The sequence below is a fragment of the Geodermatophilus obscurus genome (genome assembly GCF_900115395.1).
Lineage (GTDB): Bacteria > Actinomycetota > Actinomycetes > Mycobacteriales > Geodermatophilaceae > Geodermatophilus > Geodermatophilus obscurus_B.
In genome coordinates this window covers 211,004-236,729 of sequence record NZ_FOWE01000011.1, presented here as the reverse complement: position 1 = coordinate 236,729, position 25,726 = coordinate 211,004, and the positions used below count along the sequence as shown (strand labels likewise).

Annotated in this window: 24 protein-coding genes; 17 read left to right on the top strand and 7 right to left on the bottom strand. The window is 74.9% G+C overall.

Translation table 11 applies throughout. The features are described from left to right. A partial coding sequence (locus BM165_RS21200) for a TOBE domain-containing protein (RefSeq protein WP_143108265.1) occupies positions 1 to 373 on the top strand: 373 nt, incomplete at its 5' end. A gap of 104 nt (positions 374 to 477) precedes the next feature. After that, positions 478 to 1,131 carry a hypothetical protein gene (locus BM165_RS21195; RefSeq protein WP_083427567.1) on the top strand — a complete coding sequence of 218 codons (654 nt, stop codon included), beginning with the start codon at positions 478 to 480 and terminating at the stop codon, positions 1,129 to 1,131. 109 nt (positions 1,132 to 1,240) lie between these two features. Here the strand turns inward: BM165_RS21195 and ileS are convergent, their stop codons facing one another. Continuing rightward, the gene (ileS, locus tag BM165_RS21190) at positions 1,241 to 4,384 is read right to left on the bottom strand and encodes an isoleucine--tRNA ligase (RefSeq protein ID WP_075015494.1); all 3,144 of its coding nucleotides are present in this window, start codon (positions 4,382 to 4,384) and stop codon (positions 1,241 to 1,243) included. Positions 4,385 to 4,483: 99 nt separating this feature from the next. Here ileS and BM165_RS21185 point away from each other — a divergent pair, with 99 nt between their 5' ends. Further along, entirely contained in the window at positions 4,484 to 5,995 is a 1,512-nt protein-coding gene (locus tag BM165_RS21185; RefSeq protein WP_075015493.1) for a potassium/proton antiporter, read from the top strand. Positions 5,996 to 6,075: 80 nt separating this feature from the next. Beyond that, positions 6,076 to 6,960 (top strand): endonuclease domain-containing protein, encoded by an 885-nt coding sequence (locus tag BM165_RS21180; RefSeq protein ID WP_075015492.1) that lies wholly within the window; start codon positions 6,076 to 6,078, stop codon positions 6,958 to 6,960. A gap of 54 nt (positions 6,961 to 7,014) precedes the next feature. Here the strand turns inward: BM165_RS21180 and mqo are convergent, their stop codons facing one another. Then, positions 7,015 to 8,508, bottom strand: a complete 1,494-nt coding sequence (mqo, locus tag BM165_RS21175) for a malate dehydrogenase (quinone) (RefSeq protein ID WP_075015491.1) — start codon at positions 8,506 to 8,508, stop codon at positions 7,015 to 7,017. A gap of 293 nt (positions 8,509 to 8,801) precedes the next feature. Here mqo and lspA point away from each other — a divergent pair, with 293 nt between their 5' ends. From lspA to BM165_RS21145, 6 genes are all read left to right on the top strand, one after another. Next, positions 8,802 to 9,344, top strand: a complete 543-nt coding sequence (lspA, locus tag BM165_RS21170; protein WP_244274378.1) for a signal peptidase II — start codon at positions 8,802 to 8,804, stop codon at positions 9,342 to 9,344. 17 nt (positions 9,345 to 9,361) lie between these two features. Beyond that, positions 9,362 to 10,297 carry an RluA family pseudouridine synthase gene (locus BM165_RS21165; RefSeq protein ID WP_075015490.1) on the top strand — a complete coding sequence of 312 codons (936 nt, stop codon included), beginning with the start codon at positions 9,362 to 9,364 and terminating at the stop codon, positions 10,295 to 10,297. Between the two features lie 19 nt (positions 10,298 to 10,316). Continuing rightward, entirely contained in the window at positions 10,317 to 11,141 is an 825-nt protein-coding gene (locus BM165_RS21160; RefSeq protein ID WP_075015489.1) for a CPBP family intramembrane glutamic endopeptidase, read from the top strand. Continuing rightward, a complete protein-coding gene (locus BM165_RS21155; RefSeq protein WP_075015488.1) occupies positions 11,138 to 11,581 on the top strand; it encodes a GNAT family N-acetyltransferase in 444 nt (147 codons plus the stop codon). The genes BM165_RS21160 and BM165_RS21155 overlap by 4 nt, the downstream gene beginning before the upstream one ends. Before the next feature lie 223 nt (positions 11,582 to 11,804). Then, entirely contained in the window at positions 11,805 to 15,377 is a 3,573-nt protein-coding gene (gene dnaE, locus BM165_RS21150) for a DNA polymerase III subunit alpha (protein ID WP_244274377.1), read from the top strand. 59 nt (positions 15,378 to 15,436) lie between these two features. Continuing rightward, the gene (locus BM165_RS21145; protein WP_075015487.1) at positions 15,437 to 16,075 is read left to right on the top strand and encodes a DUF2567 domain-containing protein; all 639 of its coding nucleotides are present in this window, start codon (positions 15,437 to 15,439) and stop codon (positions 16,073 to 16,075) included. A 319-nt stretch (positions 16,076 to 16,394) separates the two neighbouring features. On the opposite strand, the gene BM165_RS21140 is transcribed toward BM165_RS21145, so the two are convergent. The 3 genes from BM165_RS21140 to BM165_RS21130 form a co-directional block, all read right to left on the bottom strand. Further along, positions 16,395 to 16,721 carry a hypothetical protein gene (locus BM165_RS21140; protein ID WP_143108263.1) on the bottom strand — a complete coding sequence of 109 codons (327 nt, stop codon included), beginning with the start codon at positions 16,719 to 16,721 and terminating at the stop codon, positions 16,395 to 16,397. Between the two features lie 244 nt (positions 16,722 to 16,965). Further along, a complete protein-coding gene (locus BM165_RS25830) occupies positions 16,966 to 17,526 on the bottom strand; it encodes a DUF6221 family protein (RefSeq protein WP_244274376.1) in 561 nt (186 codons plus the stop codon). A 39-nt stretch (positions 17,527 to 17,565) separates the two neighbouring features. Then, on the bottom strand, positions 17,566 to 18,504 hold the full coding sequence (locus tag BM165_RS21130; RefSeq protein WP_075015484.1) for an LON peptidase substrate-binding domain-containing protein: 939 nt from the start codon (positions 18,502 to 18,504) through the stop codon (positions 17,566 to 17,568). Positions 18,505 to 18,618: 114 nt separating this feature from the next. On the opposite strand from BM165_RS21130, the gene hisD reads away from it, so the two are divergent. Genes hisD through hisH form a run of 6 tightly spaced genes read left to right on the top strand, consistent with a single transcriptional unit; the run spans position 18,619 to position 23,059 of the window. Continuing rightward, positions 18,619 to 19,923, top strand: a complete 1,305-nt coding sequence (hisD, locus tag BM165_RS21125) for a histidinol dehydrogenase (RefSeq protein WP_075015483.1) — start codon at positions 18,619 to 18,621, stop codon at positions 19,921 to 19,923. After that, a complete protein-coding gene (locus BM165_RS21120) occupies positions 19,920 to 21,023 on the top strand; it encodes a histidinol-phosphate transaminase (protein WP_075015482.1) in 1,104 nt (367 codons plus the stop codon). The genes hisD and BM165_RS21120 overlap by 4 nt, the downstream gene beginning before the upstream one ends. Before the next feature lie 5 nt (positions 21,024 to 21,028). Then, positions 21,029 to 21,625, top strand: a complete 597-nt coding sequence (hisB, locus tag BM165_RS21115; RefSeq protein ID WP_075015481.1) for an imidazoleglycerol-phosphate dehydratase HisB — start codon at positions 21,029 to 21,031, stop codon at positions 21,623 to 21,625. Between the two features lie 4 nt (positions 21,626 to 21,629). Further along, positions 21,630 to 21,806, top strand: a complete 177-nt coding sequence (locus BM165_RS24980; protein ID WP_177225269.1) for a hypothetical protein — start codon at positions 21,630 to 21,632, stop codon at positions 21,804 to 21,806. 50 nt (positions 21,807 to 21,856) lie between these two features. Then, positions 21,857 to 22,375 carry a nucleotidyltransferase family protein gene (locus BM165_RS21110; protein WP_208976828.1) on the top strand — a complete coding sequence of 173 codons (519 nt, stop codon included), beginning with the start codon at positions 21,857 to 21,859 and terminating at the stop codon, positions 22,373 to 22,375. A gap of 48 nt (positions 22,376 to 22,423) precedes the next feature. After that, positions 22,424 to 23,059 carry an imidazole glycerol phosphate synthase subunit HisH gene (gene hisH, locus BM165_RS21105; protein WP_075015539.1) on the top strand — a complete coding sequence of 212 codons (636 nt, stop codon included), beginning with the start codon at positions 22,424 to 22,426 and terminating at the stop codon, positions 23,057 to 23,059. 85 nt (positions 23,060 to 23,144) lie between these two features. Here the strand turns inward: hisH and BM165_RS21100 are convergent, their stop codons facing one another. Together BM165_RS21100 and BM165_RS21095 are read right to left on the bottom strand one after the other, a co-directional pair. Continuing rightward, positions 23,145 to 24,191: a molybdopterin-dependent oxidoreductase gene (locus BM165_RS21100; RefSeq protein ID WP_075015480.1), complete on the bottom strand. Its 1,047-nt coding sequence runs from the start codon at positions 24,189 to 24,191 to the stop codon at positions 23,145 to 23,147. A 44-nt stretch (positions 24,192 to 24,235) separates the two neighbouring features. After that, positions 24,236 to 25,213: a helix-turn-helix transcriptional regulator gene (locus tag BM165_RS21095; protein WP_075015479.1), complete on the bottom strand. Its 978-nt coding sequence runs from the start codon at positions 25,211 to 25,213 to the stop codon at positions 24,236 to 24,238. A 106-nt stretch (positions 25,214 to 25,319) separates the two neighbouring features. Here BM165_RS21095 and BM165_RS21090 point away from each other — a divergent pair, with 106 nt between their 5' ends. Continuing rightward, a complete protein-coding gene (locus BM165_RS21090; RefSeq protein WP_075015478.1) occupies positions 25,320 to 25,721 on the top strand; it encodes a VOC family protein in 402 nt (133 codons plus the stop codon). The last annotated feature ends 5 nt before the right edge of the window (positions 25,722 to 25,726 follow it).

Below are 25,726 nucleotides of genomic sequence, written 5' to 3'. Positions count from 1 at the left end.
GCTGACCGAGGGGGGTGCGCGGCTGGGTGGGCACACGGTGCCGCTGCCGCGCTCGGCGGTCGGCGCGCTGTCCGCCGAGGGCGCGCGCACCGCGACGCTGGGGTTCCGCCCGGAGTCGGTGCAGCTCGTCGGCGCCGGTGAGGGCGTGCCGGTGGAGGTCGTCGTGGTCGAGGAGCTGGGCTCGGACGCCTTCGCCTACGGCAACCTGCACGCCGCCGACACCGCCGGCACCAGCGACAAGATGCTCACCCTGCGGGTCGACGCCCGCAAGCCGCCGGCCAAGGGCGAGGTCGTCCACGTGGGCATCCGCCCGGGGGAGTCCCACGTCTTCTCACCCGAGACGGGCCTGCGCGTCTCCCAGGACGAGCGCTGACCTCCGTCTCCTGACCCTCCGGCAGGGCCCCCGTACCACCGGCGGGGCCCTGTCGCATCACGGCGTGGCGCCGGCCGGGTCCGCCCGCGGCTACAGTCCGGGGCGTGGTCGCCGCCGCCGCCCTGCTCGTCCTCGCGGGGCTGGTGATGTTCGTCCTCGGCATCACGACCGGCGTCGCCGCCTGGTCCTGGGCGTGCCTGGCCGCCTGCGGAGCGGCGGGGGTCCTCCTCCTCCTGGCGCGCCGACGGCCCTCGCCCGACCCCGCTCCGGCCGGAGGGACCCGCTCGGGAGGCGCGACGGCCGCCGCGCCCGCGGACCGGCCGGGGCCGCCGTCCGGCGGCCGCACTCCGCCCGCCGCGCCCGCCACGCCCGCCGCACGGGAGGCCGCCCCGGGGACTCATGACGCGCCGGTGGCCGACGACGGGCTCCGCGCCGAGGCCCGCCCGTCCGCCCTCCGGCCGGGTGCCGCGGCGACGGCCACCGGCGGCTCCCCGCGGCCCGTCGCCGGCGAGCCGGGCGAGGAGGACGGCGAGGTCACCGACCTGCTCCTGGTCGTCGACCTGGCCGACGAGGTGCTCGTGGTCGACGAGCACCCGCGCTACCACCTCGCCGGCTGCTCCTGGCTGGCCGGACGCGAGACGATCCCGCTGCCGCTCCGGGAGGCGCGCGGCGACGGCTTCACGCCGTGCGCCGCCTGCACCCCGGACGCCCACGTCGCCACCGTCGAGCGGGCCCGCCGGGCCGCCCGCCGCGGCTGACCGCCGTCCGCGGATGATCAGCTGAGCTCACCCTGGTGCGTCCTGGCTCACCGTCGACGGTGAGCCAGGACGCAGCACGATCAGCTCACCTGATCGTGCGGGAGTCAGCTCAGGCCCGCGCCACCCAGAACCGCGAGCCCGCCGGCCCCTCCGTGCCCGGGCCCTCACCGGGCGTGCCGGCGTGCACGGCGGTCGCGAGCACCTCACCGGCCACCTGCTCGCTCGACCCGGTCAGCGCCTCGGCCATCGGGCCCTCCGCGGTCCACCACAGCTGGATCCGGTCGCTCACCGCCAGGCCGGCGCTCTTGCGGGCCTCCTGCACCAGCCGCACGGCCTCGCGGACCAGCCCGGCCCGCTCCAGCTCCGGCGTCAGCGTCAGGTCCAGCGCGACGGTCAGCCCGCCGGCGCTGGCCACCGCCCAGCCCTCGCGCGGGGTCTCGGTGACCACCAGGTCGCCCTCCTGCAGCGGCACCGGCGCGCCGTCGACCTCGACCGACGCCGTGCCGGCGCGGTAGGCGGCGACGAGCTCGGCGGGGTCGGCCGCGGCGACCGCCTTCGCCACCGCCTGCACCTGCCCGCCCAGCCGCCGGCCGACGGCGCGGAAGTCCACCTTCACGCGCACGTCGACCAGGTCGCCGCCCACCGCCGACAGCTCGGCCAGCTCGGCGACGTTGAGCTCGTCGGCGACCTCGGCCACCAGGTCGCGGGCCAGGCCCGACCACGCCGGGGCGGCGACCAGCGCCTGCCCCAGCGGCTGGCGGGTGCGCACCTTCGCCCCGGTCCGTGCCGACCGGCCCAGCTCCACCAGCCGCCGCACCAGGTCGATCTGCGCGACCAGCTGCGGGTCGCGGGCGCCGGCGTCGACGGCCGGCCAGGAGGCCAGGTGTACCGAGTCGGGGGCGTCCGCGCCCAGCCCCGGACGGACGACGCGGCTCCAGACCTCCTCGGTGACGAACGGGGTGAACGGGGCCATCAGCCGGGTCAGCCCGTCGAGCACCTCGTGCAGGGTGCGCAGCGCCGAGGGGTCGCCGTCCCAGAACCGGCGGCGCGAGCGGCGCACGTACCAGTTGGACAGGTCGTCGACGAACTGCCCGATCAGCCGGCCGGCGCCCTGGGTGTCGAAGGCCTCCAGCGCGTCGGTCACGCCCTCGGTGACGGCCGCCAGCTGCGCGAGCGCCCAGCGGTCGAGCAGCGGACGCTCGGCGCGCGGGGGAGCGGGGGAGGAGGCGGGGTCCCAGCCGTTGGTCTCGGCGTAGAGGGTGAGGAAGCTGGCGGTGTTCCAGTAGGTCAGCAGGACCTTGCGGACCACCTCCGACAGCGTCTCGTGCCCGACCCGGCGGGCCGACCACGGCGAGCCGCCGGCGAGCATGAACCAGCGGACGGCGTCGGCGCCGTGCCGGTCCATGAGCGGGATGGGCTCGAGGATGTTGCCCAGGTGCTTGCTCATCTTCCGGCCGTCCTCGGCGAGGATGTGGCCCAGGCACAGCACGTTCTCGTAGGAGCTCTTCCCGAACACCAGGGTGCCCACGGCCATGAGCGTGTAGAACCAGCCGCGGGTCTGGTCGATCGCCTCGGCGATGAACTGGGCCGGGTAGGCGGCCTCGAACTGCTCCCTGTTGCGGTGCGGGGCGCCCCACTGGGCGAAGGGCATGGAGCCGGAGTCGTACCAGGCGTCGATCACCGGCCGGACCCGCCGGTAGGTGCCCTCCTCGCCGGGGCGGGTGAAGGTCACCTCGTCGATGAAGGGCCGGTGCGGGTCGAGGTCGGCGAGGTCGCGGCCGGTCAGCTCCGACAGCTCGGCCAGCGAGCCGACGGCGACCATCCGGCTCGGGTCGGCGTCGTTGCGCCAGATGGGCAGCGGGGTGCCCCAGTACCGGTCACGCGAGAGCGCCCAGTCGACGTTGTTGTTCAGCCAGTCGCCGTAGCGGCCCCACTGGATGGTCTCGGGGTGCCAGGACGTCTTCTCGTTCTCGGCGAGCAGCTGGTCCTTCACCGCGCTGGTGCGGATGTACCAGGACGGCTGCGCGTAGTACATGAGCGGCGTGTGGCAGCGCCAGCAGTGCGGGTAGCTGTGCTCGTAGCGCTGTTCGCGCCACAGCACGCCGCGCCGCTCGAGGTCGGCGACGAGGGCGTCGTCGGCGGCCTTGAAGAAGCGCCCGCCGACCAGGCCCACCTCGGGCAGGAAGTGCCCGGAGCTGTCGATCGGGTTCACCACCGGCAGGCCGTAGGCGCGGCAGACGGCGAGGTCGTCGGCGCCGAACGCGGGGGACTGGTGCACCAGGCCGGTGCCGTCATCGGTGGTGACGTAGTCGGCCAGGACGACGAAGTGGGCGTCCCCCTCGGGGAACTCGACCAGGTCGAACGGGCGCCGGTAGTGGGTGCGCTCCCAGTCGCGGCCGGTGGTGCGGGCCAGCACCTCGACGTCGTCGGCGTCCCCGCCGAAGGCCGCGGCCAGCAGCGGCTCGGCGACGACGAGCGTGTCCTGCCCGCGACGGGCCACCAGGTAGGTGACGTCGGGGTTGACCGCGACGGCGGTGTTGCTCGGCAGCGTCCACGGCGTCGTCGTCCAGATCAGCAGGTCGGCCTTCCCGGCCCACTCGCCGCTGGTGACCGGCAGCCGGACGTAGACCGAGGGATCGGTGATCGACTCGTAGCCCTGGGCGACCTCGTGGTCGGACAGGCCCGTGCCGCACCGCGGGCAGTACGGCGCGACCCGGTGGTCCTCGACGAGCAGGCCCTTGTCGAAGACCTGCTTGAGCGACCACCAGACGCTCTCGATGTAGGCGGGGTCCATCGTCCAGTAGGCGGTGGACATGTCGACCCAGTAGCCCATCCGGCGGGTGAGGTCGCTGAAGGAGTCGACGTGCCGCATGACCGACTCGCGGCAGCGGGCGTTGAACTCGGCGATCCCGTAGCGCTCGATGTCGGGCTTGCCGGCGAAGCCGAGCTCCTGCTCGACGGCGATCTCGACGGGCAGGCCGTGGCAGTCCCAGCCGGCGCGGCGGGGCACGTGCCAGCCCTGCATCGTCTTGAAGCGGGGGAAGACGTCCTTGAACGCCCGTGCCTCGATGTGGTGGGTGCCGGGCCGGCCGTTGGCGGTGGGCGGGCCCTCGTAGAACACCCACTGCCGCCGGCCCTCGGTGGCCTGCAGCGACCGGGCGAAGACGTCGGCGTCCTCCCAGCGCCGCAGCACGTCCTGCTCGAGCGCGGGCAGGTCGACCTGGGGCGGCAGCGCACGGAAGGGAGAGCTCACGCACCCATTGTCCCCGAGCCGTCGAGGGCGTTCCGGTGCCGGGGCGGCGGGCGCGGCCGGTGCGTACGGGAGACTGATCACCATGGTCGGGGGACGCAGGTGAACGACACCGTCACCCTCGCCCTGGCCGTGGGTGCGCTGGTGGTGCTCGTCGCCGCGGTCGCCCTGCGCCTGGCCGACCGGCTCGGCCTGCCCAGCCTGCTGCTGTACCTGGCGCTCGGCGTGGCTCTGGGGGAGAGCGGCCTCGGCATCCAGTTCGAGGACTACCGCCTCACCCACACGCTGGCCTACGCCGCCCTCCTCGTCATCCTCGCCGAGGGCGGTCTCACGACGCGCTGGGCCGACGTCCGCCGGGCGATCGGACCCGGGGTCGCGCTCTCCACCGTCGGCGTCGCGGTCAGCGTGGGCGCGACCGCGGCCGTCGGTGTCTGGGTCCTGGGCTTCGACTGGGGTTTCGCCCTGCTGCTGGCCGCCGTCATCAGCTCGACCGACGCCGCCGCCGTCTTCGCGACCCTGCGGCGACTGCCCCTCCCGCGCCGGGTGGCCGCCTCCCTGGAGGCGGAGAGCGGCCTCAACGACGCCCCGGTCATCCTGCTCGTGACCGTGCTGGCCGAGTCGCTCACCGGGGAGGTGACGCAGCCGTGGTGGCTCGTCGGGCTGGTGGTGGTCGCCGAGCTCGCCGGAGGCGCCGTCATCGGGGTCGCGATCGGCTTCGGGGGGGCCGCGCTGCTGCGCCGGGTGGCGCTCCCCGTGGCCGGTTTCTACCCCCTCGCCACCCTGGCGCTCTGCGTGCTCGCGTACTCCTCGGCGTCGCTGGCGCACACCTCCGGCTTCGTCGCCGTCTACCTGTGCGGGCTGGTGCTGGGCAACGCCACGCTGCCGCACCGGGCGGCGAGCATCGGGTTCGCCGAGGGCATGGCCTCCCTCGCCCAGATCGGGCTGTTCGTCCTGCTCGGTCTCCTCGTGTCCCCGGGCCGGCTGCCCGAGGCCATCGGCCCGGCGCTCGTCGTGGGCGGCGCGCTGCTGCTGCTCGCCCGGCCCCTGTCGGTGGTGGCCAGCCTGGTGTGGTTCCGCTTCCCGTGGGCTCAGCAGGTGTTCATCTCCTGGGCCGGCCTGCGCGGGGCGGTGCCGATCGTCGCGGCGATCATCCCGCTGACCGCCGAGGTCCCGCGGGCGACGACCGTCTTCGACACGGTCTTCGTGCTGGTCGTCGTCTTCACCCTCGTCCAGGGGTGGTCGCTGCCGTGGGTGGCGCGACGCCTGCGGATCGCCACGGTGGCCACTCCCCGTGACGTGCAGGTCGAGGCCGCGCCGCTGGGGGAGCTCGACGCCGAGATGATCCAGCTGACCGTGCCCGAGGGCTCCCGGCTGCACGGCGTCTACCTGCCCGAGCTGCGGCTCCCCGACGACGCCGCCGTGGTGCTCATCGTCCGCGACGGCCGGTCCTTCGTGCCCGACCGCACCACCCGGCTCATGCGCGGCGACCAGGCCCTCCTGGTGTCCGCGCGCCGCTCGCGCGCGGAGGCCGAGCGCCGGCTGCGGGCGGTCAGCCGCGCCGGCCGCCTGGCGAGCTGGCGCGGCGAGCGCGGCGCCGCCACCGAGGCCGACTGACCGGTGCACCTCCGCGGGAGTGCACCGATCTCCCTGTGGACGACGGCCGTCGAGGCCCGCGCGCGGCACATGATCGCCCGGTGTTGCTGCGACCGGGGCTACCCGAAGGCGTGTTCATCGGCTCTCACGCCGTCTCGGAGGGCCGGATCACCCGGCGCCGGCTGACCCGGGGGCCCTACGTCCGGGTCCTGCACGGGGTGTACGCCGACGTGTCCGTGCCGCGTGACCACGCGTTGCGCTGCCGGGCCGCCGCATTGCTCATGCCCGCGCAGGCCGCCCTCGGTGGCCGATCCGCGGCCGCGGTCCTCGGTGCACCTGCGCCCGGCTGGCGCGACCCGGTCACCGTCGTCGTGCCGGCACCGCTGACGTGGCGGGGGCCGGGTGGGGTGCGGGTGCACCGCACCGACTTCTCGGCGGGCGACGTGGTCGACGACGGGTCCGGTCTCCGGCACACGGCGCCGCTCCGCACCACCTGGGACGTCGCGGCACTCGAGCCGACCGGCACCGCCGTCTCGGTCCTCGACGCGATGCTGCGGGCCGGCACCGTGCGCGCGACCGACCTGTCCGCCCTCCTCCGAGAGAGGTCCGGCCGTCGGGGGTCCCGGCAGGTGCGTCGCGTCCTCGACCTGGCCGATCCCCGGAGCGAGTCACCGCCGGAGTCACTGGTCCGGGTCGCGTGCGTGCTGGGCGGACTGCCCGCGCCGGTGCCTCGGTACGACGTCGTCGAGGACGGCCGGTGGCTGGCCCGCGTCGACCTCGCCTGGCCCGGGCAGCGCGTCGTGGTGGAGTACGAGGGCGAGCACCACGTCGACGGCGTGCAGATCGTGCGGGACGACGCCCGGCTCGCCCGGCTCAGCGCCTCCGGCTGGCTCGTCGTCCGGCTGGCCGCCTCCGACCTCCGGGCGCTCGACGACGTCGTCGCGAGGATCAGGGCCGCGCTGGCCGAGCGGTCGACCCGCGTCTGACCCGTGCACTTCCGCGGACGTGCGCCGTGCACATCCGCGGAACTGCACGAGGGGTCAGCCGTTGAGCTCGAGGACCTGCATCGTGTCGGCGCGGACGGCGGCCAGCAGCGCCGGGTCGGAGGACAGGTCGCGCCCGTAGGACGGGATGGCGTCCTCCAGCGCCGGGCGGGCGGCGGCGACGCGGTCGGGGAACGCCCGCTCGACCAGCGAGAGCATCGCCGAGACCGCCGTCGAGGCGCCGGGGGAGGCGCCCAGCAGGCCGGCGATCGAGCCGTCGGACCCCACGATCAGCTCGGTGCCGAACTGCAGCACGCCCCTGCCGCTCCGGGGGTCGCGCTTGATGACCTGCACCCGCTGGCCGGCGGTGACCATGTCCCAGTCGGCCTGCTCGGCCTGGGGCACGAACTCCGTCAGCGTGCGGTGCCGGGCGCTGCGCGACTGCAGCAGCTCCGTGACCAGGTACCTGGTCAGCGCGAGCTCGGTGCGCGCCACGCCCAGCATCGAGCCGAGGTTGTCCGCCTTCACCGACAGCGGGAGGTCGAACACCGAGCCCGCCTTGAGGAACTTCGGCGAGAAGCCCGCGTAGGGACCGAACAGCAGGGAGTACTCGCCGTCGACCAGGCGCAGGTCCAGGTGCGGCACCGACATCGGCGGGGCGCCGACGGCGGCCTGGCCGTAGACCTTCGCCTGGTGACGGGTGACCAGCTCCGGCGACCGGGTGCGGAGGAACAGGCCGCTGACCGGGAAGCCGCCGAAGCCGCGGATCTCGGGGATGGCGGCCTTCTGCAGCAGCGGCAGCGCGCCGCCGCCGGCGCCGACGAACACGAAGCGGGTGCGGACGCAGCGCTCCTCGCCGGTACGCCGGTCGGTGACGGTGACCTTCCAGCGGCCGTCGTCGAGGCGGTCGAGGTCGGTGACCCGCTGACCGGTGTGCACCTGCACCCCGCGCTCCTCGCCCTGGGCGAGCAGCAGCCGGGTGAGCGCGCCGAAGTTGACGTCGGTGCCGGACACGGCGCGGGTGGCGGCCACGACCTGCTGCGGGTCGCGGCCGTCCATGACCAGCGGCGCCCAGCCGGCGAGCTCGTCGGCGGAGTCGGTGTACTCCAGCCCGGCGAACAGCGGCTCGGCCGACAGCGCGGCGTGCCGGGCGCACATGTAGGCCCGGCCCTGCTCGCCGGTCACGAAGCCGACGTGCGGGACGGGGGAGATGAACTCCTTGGGCGAGCCGGTCAGGCCGGTCCGCACCAGGTGCGACCAGAACTGCCGGGACACCTGGAACTGCTCGTTGATCGTGCGGGCCTTGGCGGTGTCGACCCGCCCGTCGGGGCCCTGGGGCGTGTAGTTGAGCTCGCACAGCGCGGCGTGCCCGGTGCCGGCGTTGTTCCACGCGTCCGAGCTCTCCCCGGCGACGTCGGCCGCGGACTCGAACAGGGTGACGGTCCACTCGGGCGCGACGACACCCAGCAGCGACGCGAGGGTCGCGCTCATGATGCCGCCGCCGACGAGCACCACGTCGGGGTCGGTGGCTGAACCGAGGTCGCTGGACACGACTGCCTTCCTGCAGGGGGGACGTGCGCCACCCCCCAAGATCGGCCGAACGGCGGGTGAACACGCCCTCGGCGGGGTGTGAGATTCGTCTACCCCAGCACGACCTCCGACACGGCCGAGCACCGGTACCGGTCCGGAACGGTTCCCGGGGGAGCGCCGCGCGGCGGGTCGGGGGAGCCCGGGACGCGCGGCTATCGTCGCGTCGTCGGCCCCCGCCCCACCCACCGCTGCACCCACGAGGAGACGCGCTGAGCGAGCAGCCCGAGGACGCCGCCGCGCCCGCGGCGCCGCCGGTGCGCCGGCCGCGCACGCGGCTGCTGCTGACCCTCGCCGCGCTGGTCCTGCTCGCCGACCTGGCCACCAAGCTGCTCGTCGTCGCCACCATCGACCGCGGCGAGAACATCCGCCTGCTCGGCGGGCTGGTCTACCTCACCCAGGCCCGCAACACCGGCGCCGCCTTCTCCCTGGCCGAGGGCTTCACCGTGGTGTTCACCCTCATCGCCGCCACGGTGGCCGTCGTCATCGTGCGGACGGCGCGGCGGCTGGCCTCCACGGGCTGGGCGGTGGCGCTGGGGCTGGTGCTCGGCGGGGCGCTGGGCAACCTCGTCGACCGGGTGTTCCGCGACCCCGGGTTCCTGCGCGGCGGCGTCGTCGACTTCGTGTCGGTGTTCGCCCCGGACGGCGAGGTCTACCCGATCTTCAACGTCGCCGACTCGGCGATCGTCTGCGGCGGCGTGCTCGGCGCCTACCTCGCCCTGCGCGGCGTCGAGTTCGACGGGACGCGCGCCCGGGACCGCGGTGCCGGTCCCGACTCCGGCGCCGTCCCGCACGACTGACCTGACACGATGACACCGTGAGCTCTCCCGGTCCGCACCGTGCGCTCCCGGTGCCCGACGGGCTGGAGGGCCAGCGCGTCGACCAGGGCCTGGCCCGGTTGTTCGGCCTCTCCCGCGCCGTGGCCGCCGAGCTCGCCGACGCCGAGCGGGTGTGGGTCGACGGCCGGGTCCGCGGCAAGGGCGACCGGCTCACCGGCGGCAGCTGGCTGGAGGTCGAGCTGCCCCCGCCGCCCGGCGAGCCGCCCGCCCCCGAGCCCGTCCCCGGCCTCACCGTCGTCCACGACGACGACGACGTCGTGGTCGTCGACAAGCCGGTCGGCGTCGCCGCGCACCCCAGCCCCGGCTGGGACGGGCCCACGGTCGTCGGCGGGCTGGCCGCGGCCGGCTACCGCATCTCGACCTCCGGCGCGGCCGAGCGGCAGGGGGTCGTGCACCGCCTCGACGCCGCCACGACCGGCCTGATGGTGGTCGCCAAGAGCGAGCGCGCGTACTCGGTGCTCAAGGCGGCGTTCAAGGAGCGCACCGTCGACAAGGGCTACCACGCACTGGTGCAGGGCCACCCCGACCCCTCCCGCGGCACCATCGACGCGCCCATCGACCGCCACCCCCGGCACGACTGGCGGTTCGCCGTCGTCACCGGCGGGCGCCCGTCGGTCACCCACTACGAGGTCATCGAGGCCTTCGCGGCCGCCAGCCTGGTCGACATCCACCTCGAGACCGGCCGCACCCACCAGATCCGCGTGCACTTCTCCGCGCTGCGCCACCCCTGCGTCGGCGACACGACCTACGGCGCGGACCCCACGCTGGCCGCCCGGCTCGGCGTGTCCCGGCAGTGGCTGCACGCGGTCCGCCTCGGCTTCGCCCACCCCGCCGACGGGCACTGGGTCGAGTTCACCAGCGCCTACCCGGCCGACCTCGCGGGGGCACTGGCGATCCTGCGCGCCGAGTCCTGACGCCGGCGGTGCGCCACCCGTGACCGAGCTGCCCGCCTCCCTCGACGCGTTCGGCCCCGCCGCGCTGTCGGCCGTGGTGGTCGCGGTGTACCTGGTGGCCGGCGAGCCGCTGGTCGGGCACGTGCTGCACCGGCGCTTCGAGGGCCGGCTGCGCACCGACCCCGCGGCCCGGCGCTCCTTCTACCGGCGGCTGCTGGTCCTCGAGTGGGGCCTGGCGCTGCTGGCCCTCGTCCTGTGGCTGGCCGCCCCGGGGGTCGACGCCGCGGCCGTCGGGCTGTCCTGGCCCACCGGCCTGCCCGGCCCGGTGACCGGGACGGCGACCGTGCTGGTGGTCGTGTTCTCCCTGGCCTCGGTGCGGGCGCTGCGCTCCGGTGCGCTGGCCCGCGCGGTGCCGCCACCCGGACCGCCGCCGGGCGCCGGGCGGCACGCGGAGCCGCCGGGGCACGCGACGCTGGCCCTGCTGCCGCGCTCGCCGGCGGAGCGGCGGCTGTTCTCGGTGGTCGGCGTGACGGCCGGCGTCTGCGAGGAGTGGCTCTACCGCGGGTTCTTCCTCGCCGTCGTCGCCGCGGTCGGCGGGGACCTGCCGACGGTCGTGCTGGTCGCCGTCGGGGCGGTCGCCTTCGGCCTGGCGCACGCCTACCAGGGCCTGCCCGGCGTCGTGCTCACCGGCGTCCTCGGCGGGCTGTTCGCCGCGCTGTACCTGGAGACCGGCTCGCTGCTGCTGCCCGTGCTGCTGCACGCCGCCGTCGACCTGCGCTTCCTCCTGGTGCCGGCCTCGGCGCTGCCCGGCGGGCAGCCGGGGCCGCTGCCCGGCCGGCACCCCGCCGGCGGAGCGCCCGCGTGAGCCGGCCGTCCGCGTCGCTCGCGACCGCCGCGGACTGGCCGGAGGTGGTGGCGCTGCGCACCCGGGTCTTCGTCGAGGAGCAGGGGGTGCCGCCGGAGGTCGAGCAGGACGCCGCCGACGCCACCGCCGTCCACGCCGTGGCCCGGGGCCTGGGCGGTGAGCTGGCCGGCCGGGTGGTGGCCACCGGCCGGCTGCTGGAGCGCGACGGGCGGGCGGTGATCGGCCGGATGGCGGTGGACGCGTCCGCCCGCGGCGGCGGGTACGGCGCCGCGGTGCTGGCCGAGCTGCACCGCCGGGCCCGCGAGCGCGGCCTGACCGAGGTGGAGCTGCACGCCCAGGTCGGTGCCCGGGGCTTCTACGAGCGCGCCGGCTACACCGCCGTCGGCGACGAGTACGTGGAGGCGGGCATCGTGCACGTGACGATGCGCCGCGCCCTGTGACGGCCGCGCCGTGACGACCGGGGGACTGTGACGCGGTCGGCCCTCCGGGCCGAGACACGTCCTGTCAGACCCTCGGCGTAGAACGTCCCCGGTGCGAGGATCGGGAGGACCGGCCCGGGCCCGTCCGGACCTCCGCACCACGCCGCCCGGTCTTCCCCGCCGGTCGCCCGCCGGAGCACCATCCGGCCGGGCCAGCACGACCCGTGAGGAGCACCGCACCGCCGTGAGCAGCGCAGCCGCCGAGAGCACCGACTCGTTCGTGCACCTGCACGTCCACACCGAGTACTCGATGCTCGACGGGGCGGCGAAGCTGCCCGAGGTCACCAAGGCCGCCGCCGAGCAGGGCATGCCGGCGCTGGCGATGACCGACCACGGCAACGTGTTCGGCGCCTACGACTTCTACAAGCAGGCCCTCGGCGCCGGCGTGAAGCCGATCATCGGCATGGAGGGCTACTACACGCCCGGCTCCCGCTTCGACCGCGCCCCGTTCGACTTCGGCGACAGGCTGATCGACGAGGAGGGCGACGGCGGCTCCAACCGCGGCAAGGCCGCCTACACGCACATGACGCTGCTGGCCCGCACCACCGAGGGGATGCACAACCTCTTCCGCATCTCCTCGCTGGCCAGCCTCGAGGGCCAGTACCGCAAGCCCCGGTTCGACCGGGACCTGCTCGAGCGGTACGGGAAGGGCCTCATCGCCACCACCGGCTGCCCCTCCGGCGAGGTCAACATGTGGCTGCGCGCGGGCAAGCACGACCGCGCCCGGCAGGCGGCGGCCGACTTCCAGGACATCTTCGGGCGGGAGAACTTCTACGCCGAGCTGATGGACCACGGCCTGTCCATCGAGCAGAAGACCCGCCCGGCGCTGCTGGAGATCGCGAAGGACCTCGGCATCCCGCTGCTGGCCACCAACGACCTCCACTACACGCACAAGGAGGACGCCGAGGCCCACGACGCCCTGCTGTGCATCCAGACCGGGTCGCGGCTCAACGAGCCGAACCGCTTCAAGTTCAACGGCGACGGCTACTACCTCAAGAGCGCCGCGGAGATGCGCGCGCTGTTCACCGGTGACCTGCGCCAGGCCTGCGACAACACGCTGCTGGTCGCCGAGCAGTGCGAGGTCTCCTTCACCGAGGGTGCCGACCTCATGCCGCGCTTCCCCCTGCCGCCGGGGGAGGACGAGACCTCCTGGTTCGTCAAGGAGGTCGAGCGGGGGCTGCACAAGCGGTACCCGAACGGCATCCCCGACCACGTGCGCAAGCAGGCCGACTACGAGGTCGGGATCATCTGCCAGATGGGCTTCCCGGGGTACTTCCTCGTGGTCGCCGACTTCATCAACTGGGCCAAGGACGCCGGTATCCGCGTCGGTCCCGGCCGCGGCTCGGCCGCCGGGTCGCTGGCCGCCTACGCCATGGGCATCACCGACCTCGACCCGCTGGCGCACGGGCTGATCTTCGAGCGGTTCCTCAACCCCGAGCGCGTCTCCATGCCCGACGTCGACATCGACTTCGACGACCGCCGCCGCGGGGAGGTCATCCAGTACGTCTCGCAGAAGTACGGCGAGGAGCGGGTCAGCCAGATCGTCACCTACGGCACCATCAAGGCCAAGGCCGCGATCAAGGACGCCGCACGGGTACTCGACCGGCCCTACTCGGTGGGCGACGAGCTGACCAAGCTCATGCCGCCGGACGTGATGGGCAAGGGCATCCCGCTCTCGGGCGTCTTCGACCCGGCCCACCCGCGCTACAAGGAGGCCGCGGAGTTCCGCGCCCGCTACGAGTCCGACCCGGGCGCCGCCGAGGTGGTCGACCAGGCGCGCAAGCTCGAGGGGCTGAAGCGCCAGTGGGGCGTGCACGCCGCCGGCGTCATCATCGGCCGCTACCCGCTGATCGACTCGATCCCGATCATGCGGCGCGAGGCCGACGGCGCGATCATCACGCAGTTCGACTACCCGACCTGCGAGACGCTCGGCCTGCTCAAGATGGACTTCCTGGGCCTGCGCAACCTCACGGTCATCGACGACGCGCTGCGCAACATCGTGGCCAACGGCAAGGAGCCGATCGACCTCGACGAGATCAGCAAGGACCTCACCGACAAGGCCACCTACGACCTGCTGGCCCGCGGTGACACCCTGGGCGTCTTCCAGTTCGACGGCGGGCCGATGCGCTCGCTGCTGCGGCTGATGCGGCCGGACAACTTCGAGGACATCTCCGCCGTCGGCGCGCTCTACCGGCCCGGGCCGATGGGTGCGAACTCGCACACCAACTACGCGCTGCGCAAGAACGGTCAGCAGGAGATCACGCCGATCCACCCCGAGCTGGCCGAGCCGCTCGAGGAGATCCTGGGCGGCACGTACGGCCTGATCGTGTACCAGGAGCAGGTCATGGCCATCGCGCAGAAGGTCGCTGGGTACTCCCTCGGCAAGGCCGACCTGCTGCGCCGCGCGATGGGCAAGAAGAAGAAGTCGGTCCTCGACGCGGAGTTCGTCGGCTTCGAGGCCGGCATGAAGGAGCGGGGCTTCTCCGCCGCGGCGGTCAAGACGCTGTGGGACATCCTCGTCCCGTTCGCCGACTACGCCTTCAACAAGGCCCACTCGGCCGCCTACGGCCTCGTCTCGTACTGGACGGCCTACCTCAAGGCGAACTACCCGGCCGAGTACATGGCGGGCCTGCTCACCAGCGTCGGTGACGACAAGGACCGCCGTCCGGTCTACCTCGCCGAGTGCCGGCGGATGGGCATCAAGGTGCTCCCGCCGGACGTCAACGAGTCCTCGTGGGACTTCACCGCCGTCGGCACCGACATCCGCTTCGGCCTGGCGTCGGTGCGCAACGTCGGGCACAACGTCGTCGAGTCGATCGTGCGGGCCCGTGAGGACAAGGGCGCGTTCAAGGACTTCGCCGACTTCATGCGCAAGATCGACACGGTCGCCTGCAACAAGAAGGTGATCGAGTCGCTGGCCAAGGCCGGTGCCTTCGACTCCCTCGGCCACTCCCGGCAGGGGATCGCGGCCGTGCACGCCCAGGCGGTGGACTCGGCGATGGCGCTCAAGCGCAAGGAGGCCGAGGGCCAGTTCGACCTGTTCGGCAGCTTCGGCGATGACGGCGCCGCCGACGACCCGTTCAGCGGCGCCCTCGACATCGCCGTCCCGACGGCGGACTGGTCGAAGTCCGAGCGGCTGGTGTTCGAGCGCGACATGCTCGGCCTCTACGTCTCCGACCATCCGCTGCACGGCGTCGAGCACGTGCTGGCCGCCAACGCCGACACCCCGATCGCCGAGATCAACGCCGGCGGTGTGGAGGACGGCGCCAACGTCACCATCGCCGGCATCCTCACCGCGGTCTCCCCGCGCACCAACAAGCAGGGCGCGCCGTGGGCGATCGCCACGCTGGAGGACCTCGAGTCCGGCATCGAGGTGCTGTTCTTCCCCAAGACGTGGGCGGAGGTCTCGGAGAAGGTCGTCCGTGACCAGATCGTCGTGGTCAAGGGACGGATCAGCCGGCGCGACGACCAGCCCTCGCTGTTCGGGTCCGAGGTGACCATCCCCGAGCTCACCGAGGGCCCGCGGGGGCCGGTGCTGGTGTCCATGGCCGCGGCCCGCTGCACCCCGCCGGTGGTCGAGCGGCTGCGCGAGGTGCTGGGCAGCCACCCCGGCACCACCGAGGTCCACCTGAAGCTGGTCAACGGCGGCCGGGAGACGGTGCTGCGGCTGGACCAGGGGCTGCGGGTGCGCCCGAGCACCGCGCTCATGGGGGACATCAAGGCCCTGCTCGGACCCACGAGCGTCGCCCTGCTGTGAGCCGCGACGGCGGCGCCCCTGGCAGCGGGGACCCCGGGGCAGCGGGTTCACTGGGAGCCGTGAGCAGTCCCGCCCCGGTCCCCGACGGCCCGCTCCCGGTCCCCGCGGCCGGCCCCGCCGTCGTCGCCGGCTCCGCTGTCGTCGCCGGCTCCGCTGTCGTCGCCGGCCCCGCCCGGCCGCTCGCCGCGCAGCTGCTGGCCGAGCTGCGGACCGACCTGCGGGGCGCCACCCTCTGGGGGTGCCTGCTGGCGCTGTGCGGCGTGCCCGCCGGCCTGCTGTGGGTGTGGCTGGCCCCGCGCGCCCGGTTCGAGGTCGTCGAGGGCGGCGCGGTCCCCGTCGGGCGGCCCTCGGCCGAGCTGCTGGTGGCCGACGACGCCGTGCTGGTGCTCGTGCTCGCCGGCCTCGGGCTGCTCGCCGGCGGCGTCGCGTGGGCGATGCGCCGGCGCCGGGGTGTGGCGGTCCTGCTCGCGACGGCGCTGGGCACCGCCGTCGCCGGGCTGCTGGCCTGGCAGCTCGGCGAGCTGCTCGCTCCCGGCCCGTCGGCGGCCGAGCTGGCCGAGGTCGGCGCGCAGGTCACCACCGGGCTGCGGCTGTCCTCGACCCCGGCGCTGGCGGTGGCGCCGTTCGTCGCGCTCGTCGTCTACGTCGTCGCGGCACTGTTCTCCACCTCCGACGACCTCGGCCGCGACCCGCAGTAGTCGTCCTCCCGAGGACTCGGGCCGCACGTGACCAGCCTCAGGGGGTCCCGTCGCGGTGGTCCATCGGTCCTGTCCCTGACGGGCAGAGTCCGAGACATCCCGGGCGGATTCCCGTCCGGGCGGAGCGCCTCACGGGCCTGACAGTGCCGGGCTCGGAGCTCTGGCCGCACGTGGTGGCTCGCGCAGGACCCGTCGTCGACGAAGGGCGGCATCGCCCGGATATCGAGCTCTCGGAGTAGCCGGAGGTCGAGCCGGCCGACTCGCACATCGCCGGTCGTCGAGGCCATCCCGGAGGCGTGCTCAGGGCCGCACGGGCTCCCTAGCCTGCATCGAGTACGCCAGCCACCACTTCGGCCACAGTCCCGGCAGCCTCGACGACGGTGCCGGCGACCTCGACGACGGTCCCGACCGCCTCGGTGACGGTCCCGACGACTCCGACAGTCGCCTGCCCGACGCTCCACAGGACCCCGCCGACGCCCAGAGCAACGGCGACGACTCCGGCGTCGCCCGCGGATCGACCCCGCGAGCCGTCCTGAGACCCGGCGCCTCCCGCCGGCTCTCCTCGGACGTCCGGTGCGGCCGTCGAGCTCTCGGAGACGTCGCGATCTCCATCGGCCGAGGCGCGGAAGTGGGCAAGCGAGAACACAGGATCCCCCGTCAGCATGTGCGGTGCCAGGAACGAGAGCTGAGGCAACCCCACGGGAGCCGAGCTGTCCGGGATCCGTCGTGCGACGCTGCGTTGCCTGCTGCCGGTGTTGCACGAGGGGCGACGAACGACAGGAGGGAGACCCGACTTCGGAGCCCGACCCTCGGACTACTCCGCCTGACCGGACCCGTTGAGCGCGTCCGATCCCCCTGGGGGGCCACTCGGCCGTCGGCCAAGGGTGGCGTCATGGCTGCCATTCGGGCGTGTAGTCGGAGTGATCGGCGTACGGCAGGGCCATGACCCGCAGGACGTGACCGAGCGTCTGCCACGCCACGAGGCGCTCTGTCCGCCGTGCATCGTCGCCGGCGGTCCCGGACAGGGCGTCCTGCCATCGTGCGTGCGCTGTGACGATCTGCCGCTTCGCGTCGCACTCGGCGAGCACTCGCTCGGGGTCGTGCCGGACCATGTGGTGAGCCGACGGCTGGTCCATCAGCTGCTTCCACGGGCCACAAGCGATGGGGACGTCGGTTCCGTCGAGGAAGACCGCGTCGCCCGCATCGCTCCAATACCATCCCGCGGTCTCACCTGAGTCCGTGACCTTTACCGCCGCCCGAGCCGCTGCCTCGTCCTCGGCGATGCGGTCAGCAGGAAGCCCGGGAGGTCCACCATGCGCCGATCCTCCCGCGACCGTCCTCCCGCGAGCGTCGGCCGGTGATCGACCTCTCCCCAGGCGGGTCGATCGAGGACGCGGTCTCAGTGCCGAGCCGTCATGGGAACGCCGTCGAGCCCCGGACCCTGCCCGCATTGCCGCGGGAGCGTCCCGGCTGCCGCTCCGCCGGCCGGCTCAGTTCAGGCTGAGCGACCCGGCGAACTGGTGCATCGGCGCGGGCACCGCGCCGACGGCCTCGAGCAGCGTGAGCTCCCGGCGCAGCATCCGGCTCTCGGTGACCAGCCGCCGGCGGGTGGCCGACTCGGCGAGCAGCGCCTGCCGGTCCTCGGTGGTCAGCAGCGCCGCCGAGGCGACGAGGTAGGACAGCGCCCGCGGGTCCCCGGCCACCGCCTCCAGCAGCGCGGCCGCGCCGATCGGGTCCTCGCCGGCACCGGCGAGCTCCGCGGCCCGGCCGACCTCCTCGGAGTCCAGACCCGCCTGCAGCCCGGCCACCGCGGTGACGTACCGGGTGAACAGGCCGCCCACCCCGCGCTCGAGCAGGGCCAGCGACCCGCTGGCCACCTCGGCCACCAGCCCGTCGTCGGGTCCCGGCGCGCCGGCGGCCGGCGCGTCGGCGACCGCTTGCTGGTCGCCCGCGGCCTCCTCGGCGGCCTCCTCGTCGGCGAGCCACTCGACCTCCGCCCGCAGGTACGGCGGCCCGTCGTCCCCGGCCTCGCCGTCGCCGTCCGCGTCCCCGTCGCCGTCCGCGTCCCCGTCGTCGTCCGCGTCCCCGTCGTCGTCCGCGTCCCGGCCGCGGCCGCTCACCAGGACGTCCAGCAGCCGGAACCGCTCGCCGCCCACGGTGACCACGGCGAAGCCGCCGTCGGGCTGCGGCCGGACCACCTGCAGCACCGCGGTGCAGCCGACGTCGTAGAGCGCCTCGGCCGGCGCCACCTGCTCGACCTCCCAGCCCTGCCGGATCGCCACCACCCCGAAGCGCCGCTGCTCGCCCTCGGGCAGCGCGAGGAGGTCGCGCACCAGCGCCCGGTACCGCGGCTCGAAGACCTGCAGGGGGAGCACGATGCCGGGGAACAGCGGCGTCCCGAGCGGGAAGAGCGGGATGAGGTCACCCACGTCGCGGAGCCTACGGGCGTTTCCGCAGGCAGGGGCGCTCCGGCGGGGGCCGGCGGGCGCCCGACTACCCTCGGGGGTCGACTCCCCGTACGTCCCGACCCCGGAGGCCCGCCCGTGCTCGCCCGCATCGACCTGCGCGGATCCGCGCTGCCCGGGGTCCGCGACCTGGCCGGCCTGCTGCCCCGCGCGGCCACCGACATCGATTCGGTGCTGGCCACCGTGCGGCCGCTGTGCGAGGACGTCCGCATCCGCGGCGCCCGGGCGGTCCGCGAGATCACCGCCCGCCTCGACGGCGTCGACTCCGAGGACTTCACCGTCCCGCCGGAGGCGATCCGGGCTGCGCTCGACGGCCTGGCCCCCGACGTCCGGGCGGCGCTGGAGGAGTCCATCGCCCGCGTGCGGAGGGTGCACGCCGACCAGGCCCGCACCGACGTCGCCACCCAGGTGGTGCGCGGCGGCACGGTCACCGAGCGCTGGGTGCCGGTGCGCCGCGTCGGCCTGTACGTGCCCGGCGGGCTCGCGCCCCTGCTGTCGAGCGTGGTGATGAACGTCGTCCCGGCGCAGATCGCCGGCGTGCAGTCGATCGCCGTCGCCTCCCCGCCGCAGCGCGACCACGGCGGCCTGCCCGACCCCGGCGTCCTCGCCGCGTGCGCGCTGCTCGGCGTCACCGAGGTGCACGCCGTCGGCGGCGCGCAGGCGATCGCCGTCTTCGGCTACGGCGCGGGCTCCTGCGAGCCGGTCGACCTGGTCACCGGCCCGGGCAACGTCTACGTCACCGCCGCCAAGCGGCTGCTGCGCGGCCTCATCGGCATCGACTCCGAGGCCGGCCCCACCGAGGTCGCCGTGCTCGCCGACGACACCGCCGACCCGGTGCACGTCGCCGCCGACCTGGTCAGCCAGGCCGAGCACGACCCGCTCGCCGGCGCGGTGCTCGTCACCACGAGCGAGGCACTGGCCGACGCCGTCACCGACCTCGTGCCCGCCCAGGTCGCGGCCACCAAGCACTCCGAGCGGATCCTCACCGCCCTGGGCGGCAGCCAGTCGGGGATCGTGCTGGTCGACGACGTCGACGCCGGACTCGCGGTGGTCGACGCCTACGCCGCCGAGCACCTGGAGATCCAGACCCGGGACGCCCGCGAGGTGGCCATGCGGGTGCGCAACGCCGGCGCGGTGTTCGTCGGCGCGTGGTCGCCGGTGTCGCTGGGCGACTACATCGCCGGGTCCAACCACGTGCTGCCCACCGGCGGCTGCGCCCGGCACAGCAGCGGCCTGAGCGTGCAGTCGTTCCTGCGCGGCATCCACGTCGTCGAGTACGACGAGCAGGCACTCGCCGAGGTGGCCGGGCACGTCGACGCGCTCGCGCACGCCGAGGACCTGCCCGCCCACGCGGCCGCCGTCCGGGTCCGGCAGAAGCCGTGAGCTCGCTGGACCAGCTCCCGCTGCGGCCGGAGCTGCGCGGCCGCACGCCCTACGGCGCCCCGCAGCTGCAGGTCGCGCACCGGCTCAACACCAACGAGAACCCGCACCCGCTGCCGGCCGAGCTGCTCGCCACGCTGGGGGAGGCCCTCGGGCACGCGGCGGTCGACCTCAACCGTTATCCCGATCGGAACGCCGTCGCGCTGCGCGCCGACCTCGCCGCCTACCTCAGCCGCGGCGGGGAGCGGATCGACCCGGCGCAGGTGTGGGCGGCCAACGGCTCCAACGAGGTGCTCCAGCAGCTGCTGCAGGCCTTCGGCGGCGCGGGGCGGACGGCGCTGGGCTTCACGCCGTCGTACTCGATGCACCCGATCATCTCCGCGGGCACCGGGACGGCGTGGGCCGACGGGCACCGCCGCGCCGACTTCACCATCGACCCCGCCGCCGCCGTCGCCCAGGTGCGCGAGGTCGGTCCCGACGTCGTCTTCGTGACCAGCCCCAACAACCCCACCGGCACGGCGGTCGCGCTGGAGACGATCACCGCCCTCTACGAGGCCACGTCCGGCGTGGTCGTCGTCGACGAGGCGTACGCGGAGTTCGCCCGCGCCGGCACGCCGTCGGCGCTGACCCTGCTGCCCGGCCGGCCGCGCCTGGTGGTCAGCCGCACGATGAGCAAGGCGTTCGGCATGGCCGGCCTGCGCCTGGGCTACCTCGCCGCCGACCCGGCCGTCGTCGACGCGGTGCAGCTGGTCCGGCTGCCCTACCACCTGTCCTCGCTCACCCAGGCCGCCGCGCGAGCGGCGCTGGCGCACACCGACGCGCTGCTGGCCACCGTCGACGCGGTCAAGGACCAGCGCGACCGGATCGTCGCCGCGCTGCCGGGCCTCGGGCTGACCAGCGTGCCCAGCGACGCCAACTTCGTCCTGTTCGGCCGGTTCGCCGACGCGCCCGCCGCCTGGCAGGCGCTGCTCGACCGCGACGTCCTCGTCCGCGACGTCGGCATCCCCGGCTGGCTGCGGGTCACCGCCGGCACGGCCGCCGAGACCGACGCGTTCCTCACCGCGCTGGGTGAGGTCGCCCCCGACCACCACCTGGGAGACTGAGACCCATGAGTCGTACCGCCCGCGTCGAGCGCGCCACCAGCGAGACCAAGCTGGTCGTGGAGCTCGACCTCGACGGCACCGGGAAGAGCTCGATCAGCACCGGCGTCGGCTTCTACGACCACATGCTCACCGCGCTGTCCAAGCACAGCGGCATCGACCTCACCGTGCAGGCCGACGGCGACCTGCACATCGACGCCCACCACACCGTCGAGGACGTCGCCATCGCGCTCGGCCAGGCGTTCGCCGAGGCACTCGGTGACAAGCAGGGCATCACCCGCTACGGCGACGCCACGATCCCCATGGACGAGGTGCTCGTGCAGGCCGCCGTCGACCTCTCCGGCCGGCCGTACTTCGTGCACGCCGAGCCCGAGACGATGACGCCGATGATCGGGCCGGACTACCCGACGTCGCTGACCAAGCACGTGCTCGAGTCGTTCGCGTTCAACGCGCGGATCACCCTGCACGTGCGGGTGCTCTACGCCGGCCGCGACGCCCACCACATCGTCGAGGGGCAGTTCAAGGCGCTGGCCCGGGCGCTGCGCACCGCGGTCGCGCTCGACCCGCGCACCACCGGCGTCCCCTCCACCAAGGGCGCGCTGTAACCGCATGGAATTCGGCGTCGTCCTCGTCGTCCTCGGCGGGTTCCTGATCGGCGGGGCGTGGAGCATCTGGAAGGCCGACCACGACACCAAGGGCCGCACCGGCCCGCAGGTGTTCTTCGCCGCCGTGCTGTTCGTGGCGGCGGCCCTGGCGACGGCGTCGGGGATCCTGCGCCTCGTCTGACGGAGGACCGCTTCCTGCGTCTGGTCCTCGCCGACCCGACCGTCGCCGCGGTGCTCGACCGGGCGCCGTCCCTGGGCGTGGGGGAGTGGTGGCTCACCGCCGGGCTGCTCTTCCAGACGGCGTGGAACGCCCTCACCGGCCGCCCGCCGGGCACCGGCATCCGCGACGCCGACCTCTTCTACTGGGACGACGACCCCTCCTGGGACGCCGAGGACGCCGTCATCCGCCGCGGCGCGGACGTCTTCGCCGACCTGCCGGTGCCGGTGGAGATCCGCAACCAGGCGCGGGTGCACCTCTGGTACGCCGGCCGCTTCGGCACCGCCGCGCCCGCGCCGTTCCCTGACTGCCGGGCGGCGGTCGACGCGTTCGCCGCCGTCTGCTGCGCGGTGGGCGTGACCGTCACCGGTGGCGGCCCGCGGGTGTACGCCCCGTACGGCCTCGACGACCTGCTCGGCCTGGTGGTGCGGCCGAACCCGGCGAGCCCGGCGCCGCGCGAGGTCTACGAGACCAAGGCCGCCCGCTGGCAGTCGGTGTGGCCGGAGCTCACCGTGCTCCCGTGGGGGTCCTGACCGGGAATCCCGGCGGGGTCGCGGGTGCTGCTCGGTACCGTGGCAGGCGTGAAGAAGGTGGTCGTCCTCGACTACGGCTCGGGCAACCTGCGGTCCGCGGAGCGGGCGCTGACTCGCGTCGGCGCCGACGTCACGGTGACCGCCGACCAGCGGGCCGCCCTCGACGCCGACGGCCTCGTCGTCCCCGGCGTCGGCGCGTTCGCGCACTGCATGCGGGAGCTGCGCGCCGTCGACGGGCCGCGCACGATCGGCCGCCGGCTGGCCGGCGGCCGCCCGGTGCTCGGCATCTGCGTGGGCATGCAGGTCCTCTTCGAGCGCGGCGTCGAGCACGGGCACGACGCCGAGGGCTGCGGCGAGTGGCCCGGCACGGTCGAGGAGCTGAAGGCGCCGGTGCTGCCGCACATAGGGTGGAACACCGTCAGCGCACCCGAGGACACGGTCCTGTTCGACGGGCTGGCCGGCGAGCGCTTCTACTTCGTGCACTCCTACGGCGTCCGCGAGTTCACCCTCGGCCAGGACGGGCGGCCCGGTCCGCTGGCCCCGCCCAAGGTGACCTGGGCCGAGCACGGCGACCACTTCGTCGCCGGGGTCGAGAACGGCGCTCTGTCGGCCACCCAGTTCCACCCGGAGAAGAGCGGTGACGCCGGCGCCCAGCTGCTCAGCAACTGGCTGGCGACGCTGTAGTCGGCCCCGTCAGGGTCCGCTGCTCCAGCCCCGTCCCGGGGCCCGCCCCGAGCACGCGAGGGGTGGGGAGGACGGGGTCCTCCGATCACTGCAAGGGGACCGGCGGCTGCAGCCACCACGGCGCGTCGACCACCTCCACCCGGCGCACCCACTTGACCCACCAGTAGCCACGCCGGCCGGGTGCGACCAGCCGCACGGGCGCGCCGTGCCCGGCCGACAGCGGCTCACCGGCGTAGTGCGTGGCCAGCAGCAGGAACGCGGCGTCGTCCAGCGGCAGCCGCCGCCGGTAGCCGGTGACGCTCACGACGTCGACGCTGCCGCCGTCGGGCAGCTCGACGCCGGAGCCGGCCAGCAGCCGGTCCAGCCGCACCCCGCGCCACTCCTGCTCGGCGTACCAGCCGCCGGTGCAGTCGAGGACGGCGGTCACGACGTCGCCGCCGTCGAGGTCGCTGGCGCGCAACCGGGTGGTGCGGCCGCCGGCGACCAGCTCGAGCGCGCCGCCGTCGCCGGTCGGCACGGTGTCGGTGAACCACTGGGTGACCGGCATCGCCGACGGGTCGCCGCTGCCGCGCTCGTGCGAGCCGGTGGCCCGCCGCCGCCCACCCGGCGCCCCGGTCAGCCGCAGGCCGCCCTCGACCGCGCCCCACAGCGCCAGCGCGCCGGCCGCCAGCACGCCGGCCTGCAGCAGCACGCGCCGGGAGGCGTCGCTGCGCCGCGGCCGCTGGCGGGCGCCGACGGCGTGCAGCACGACCAGCAGGCCGGTGGCGACCCCGAGGGCCACGTGCACCTGCAGGATGCCGACCCCGGCGACGGCCACGGCGGTCCCGCCGACCGTGTGGAGGACGCCGGTGGCCAGGGTGAGGACCACGAGGACGGCCAGCGCCCACGCGACCGTGGGGTCGCGGCGGCCGAGCGCGCGGCGCCGTGAGCGGCGCACGACGACGGTCTTCCACGGCACGAGGAGCAGCAGGCCCAGCCCGGCGGCGCCGTGGACGGTGGCGACCACCTGCGAGGGCAGCGGCGTCCCGACGCCGAAGGCCAGCACCCCCGTGCCGCCGGCGACGAGCAGCAGCGCGAGCAGGCCGAGGTTGGTGCGGCGCCCGGCACGGCGGGGGAGCGCACCGGTCGGCATGCCCGGAGTCTCCACCTGTCCGCGGCCGGGGCGCGCAGGCCCGGTCAGCGAGAGGGCTGCTCCGAGGAGCCGTGCACGGCGACCAGTTCTGCACCGATGACGGCCAGCTCGGCGCGGACCTCGGCCGGCCCGACCACCTCGACGGCGCCGCCGAAGCCGGCCAGCTGCTCGGCCACCGACCGCGCCGTGTGCGCCGCGACCTGCAGCGCCACCCGCCCGTCGCCGTCGGGCCCCCCGCCGTCCGGCCGCTCGCCGACGGTGCAGTGCCGGCCGAACCGGTCGCGCAGCACCGGCACCAGCCGCGCGGGCGCCCGCACCGACGCGGTCACCAGCGACCGGCGCCGCTCCATCTCGCCGACCACCTCCTGCCAGGCGCCGGGCACGTCGAGGCCGGCGGGCCGTGCGAAGCCCTCGCCGGTCAGCGCGACGCCGGTCATCCGGTCGACCCGGAAGGTGCGCCGCCCGCCCGCCGTGCCGGCCACGAGGTACCAGGTGCCGTCCTTGTCGACCAACCCCCAGGGCTCGGCCCGCCGCCGGCCCGGTGCGCTGCCCCGGCCGGCGTAGTGGAACTCGACGACCCGACGCGCGACGACGGCGTCGGTCAGGAGCGCCACCTCGGGGCGCTCCGGCACGTCCTCGCCCCACCCGGCCGGGTCGACGACGACGGCCTCGGCGGCGGCGGCCGCCTCGGCGCGGAAGGTCCCCGGCAGCGCCCGCACCAGCTTGCGCAGGGCCGCCCGGGCGGACGGACCCGCCGAGGACGCCGGGCCCAGCAGCAGGAACAGCGCGCGGGCCTCCGGTGCGGTGAGCCCGGTCAGGTCGGTGCGTGCCCCGCCGAGCAGCTGCCACCCGCCGCCGCGTCCGGCCTGCGGGTAGACCGGGATCCCGGCGGCCGACAGCGCCTCGAGGTCGCGGCGCGCGGTCGCCACCGACACCTCGAGCTCCGCGGCGAGGGCAGCGGCGGTGACCCGGCCGCGGGCCTGCAGCAGCAGGAGGGCGGCGACGAGCCGGTCGGCACGCATGGGGTGAGGATGCCGCGGAAAGTGCTCAGGAGGTGAGCACTTCGCCGAGCAGTGTGGTCCTCGAGCGGGACGCAAGAGGCGAACCGCCCGACGGAGGGACCCTCCCGTGCTCCGAGGCCTGGCCACCGTGACCCTGACCGCCGCCGACGTCCCCGCCGCCGTCCGCTGGTACGCCGACCTGCTCGGGCTCGAGCCGTACTTCACCCGCCCGGTCGAGGGGCCGCCGGCCTACGTCGAGTTCCGCGTCGGCGACGACGAGGACGAGATCGGCGTCATGGACGCCCGCTACGCCGCCTGGCCGGTGCGGGAGGCGGCCGGCGTCGTCGTCCACTGGCACGTCGACGACCTGCCCGCCGCCGTCGGCCGGTTCGAGGACGCCGGGGCCCGCGTCGTCTCCCCGCCCACCGTGCGCGGCGAGGGCTGGGCCACCGCGGTGGTCGCCGACCCGTTCGGCAACCTGCTCGGCCTCATCACCAGCCCGCACTGGGCGGCCGCGCACGGTGGCTGACCGGC

Excerpts from the sequence above, each read along its gene's own strand:
- BM165_RS24980 (WP_177225269.1), top strand. The coding sequence starts at position 21,630 with ATGGAATTCGGCGTCGTCCTCGTCGTCCTCGGCGGGTTCCTGATCGGC.
- BM165_RS25830 (WP_244274376.1), bottom strand. The coding sequence starts at position 17,526 with ATGCGGGCAGGGTCCGGGGCTCGACGGCGTTCCCATGACGGCTCGGCA.
- BM165_RS21095 (WP_075015479.1), bottom strand. The coding sequence starts at position 25,213 with ATGCGTGCCGACCGGCTCGTCGCCGCCCTCCTGCTGCTGCAGGCCCGC.
- hisB (WP_075015481.1), top strand. The coding sequence starts at position 21,029 with ATGAGTCGTACCGCCCGCGTCGAGCGCGCCACCAGCGAGACCAAGCTG.
- BM165_RS21100 (WP_075015480.1), bottom strand. The coding sequence starts at position 24,191 with ATGCCGACCGGTGCGCTCCCCCGCCGTGCCGGGCGCCGCACCAACCTC.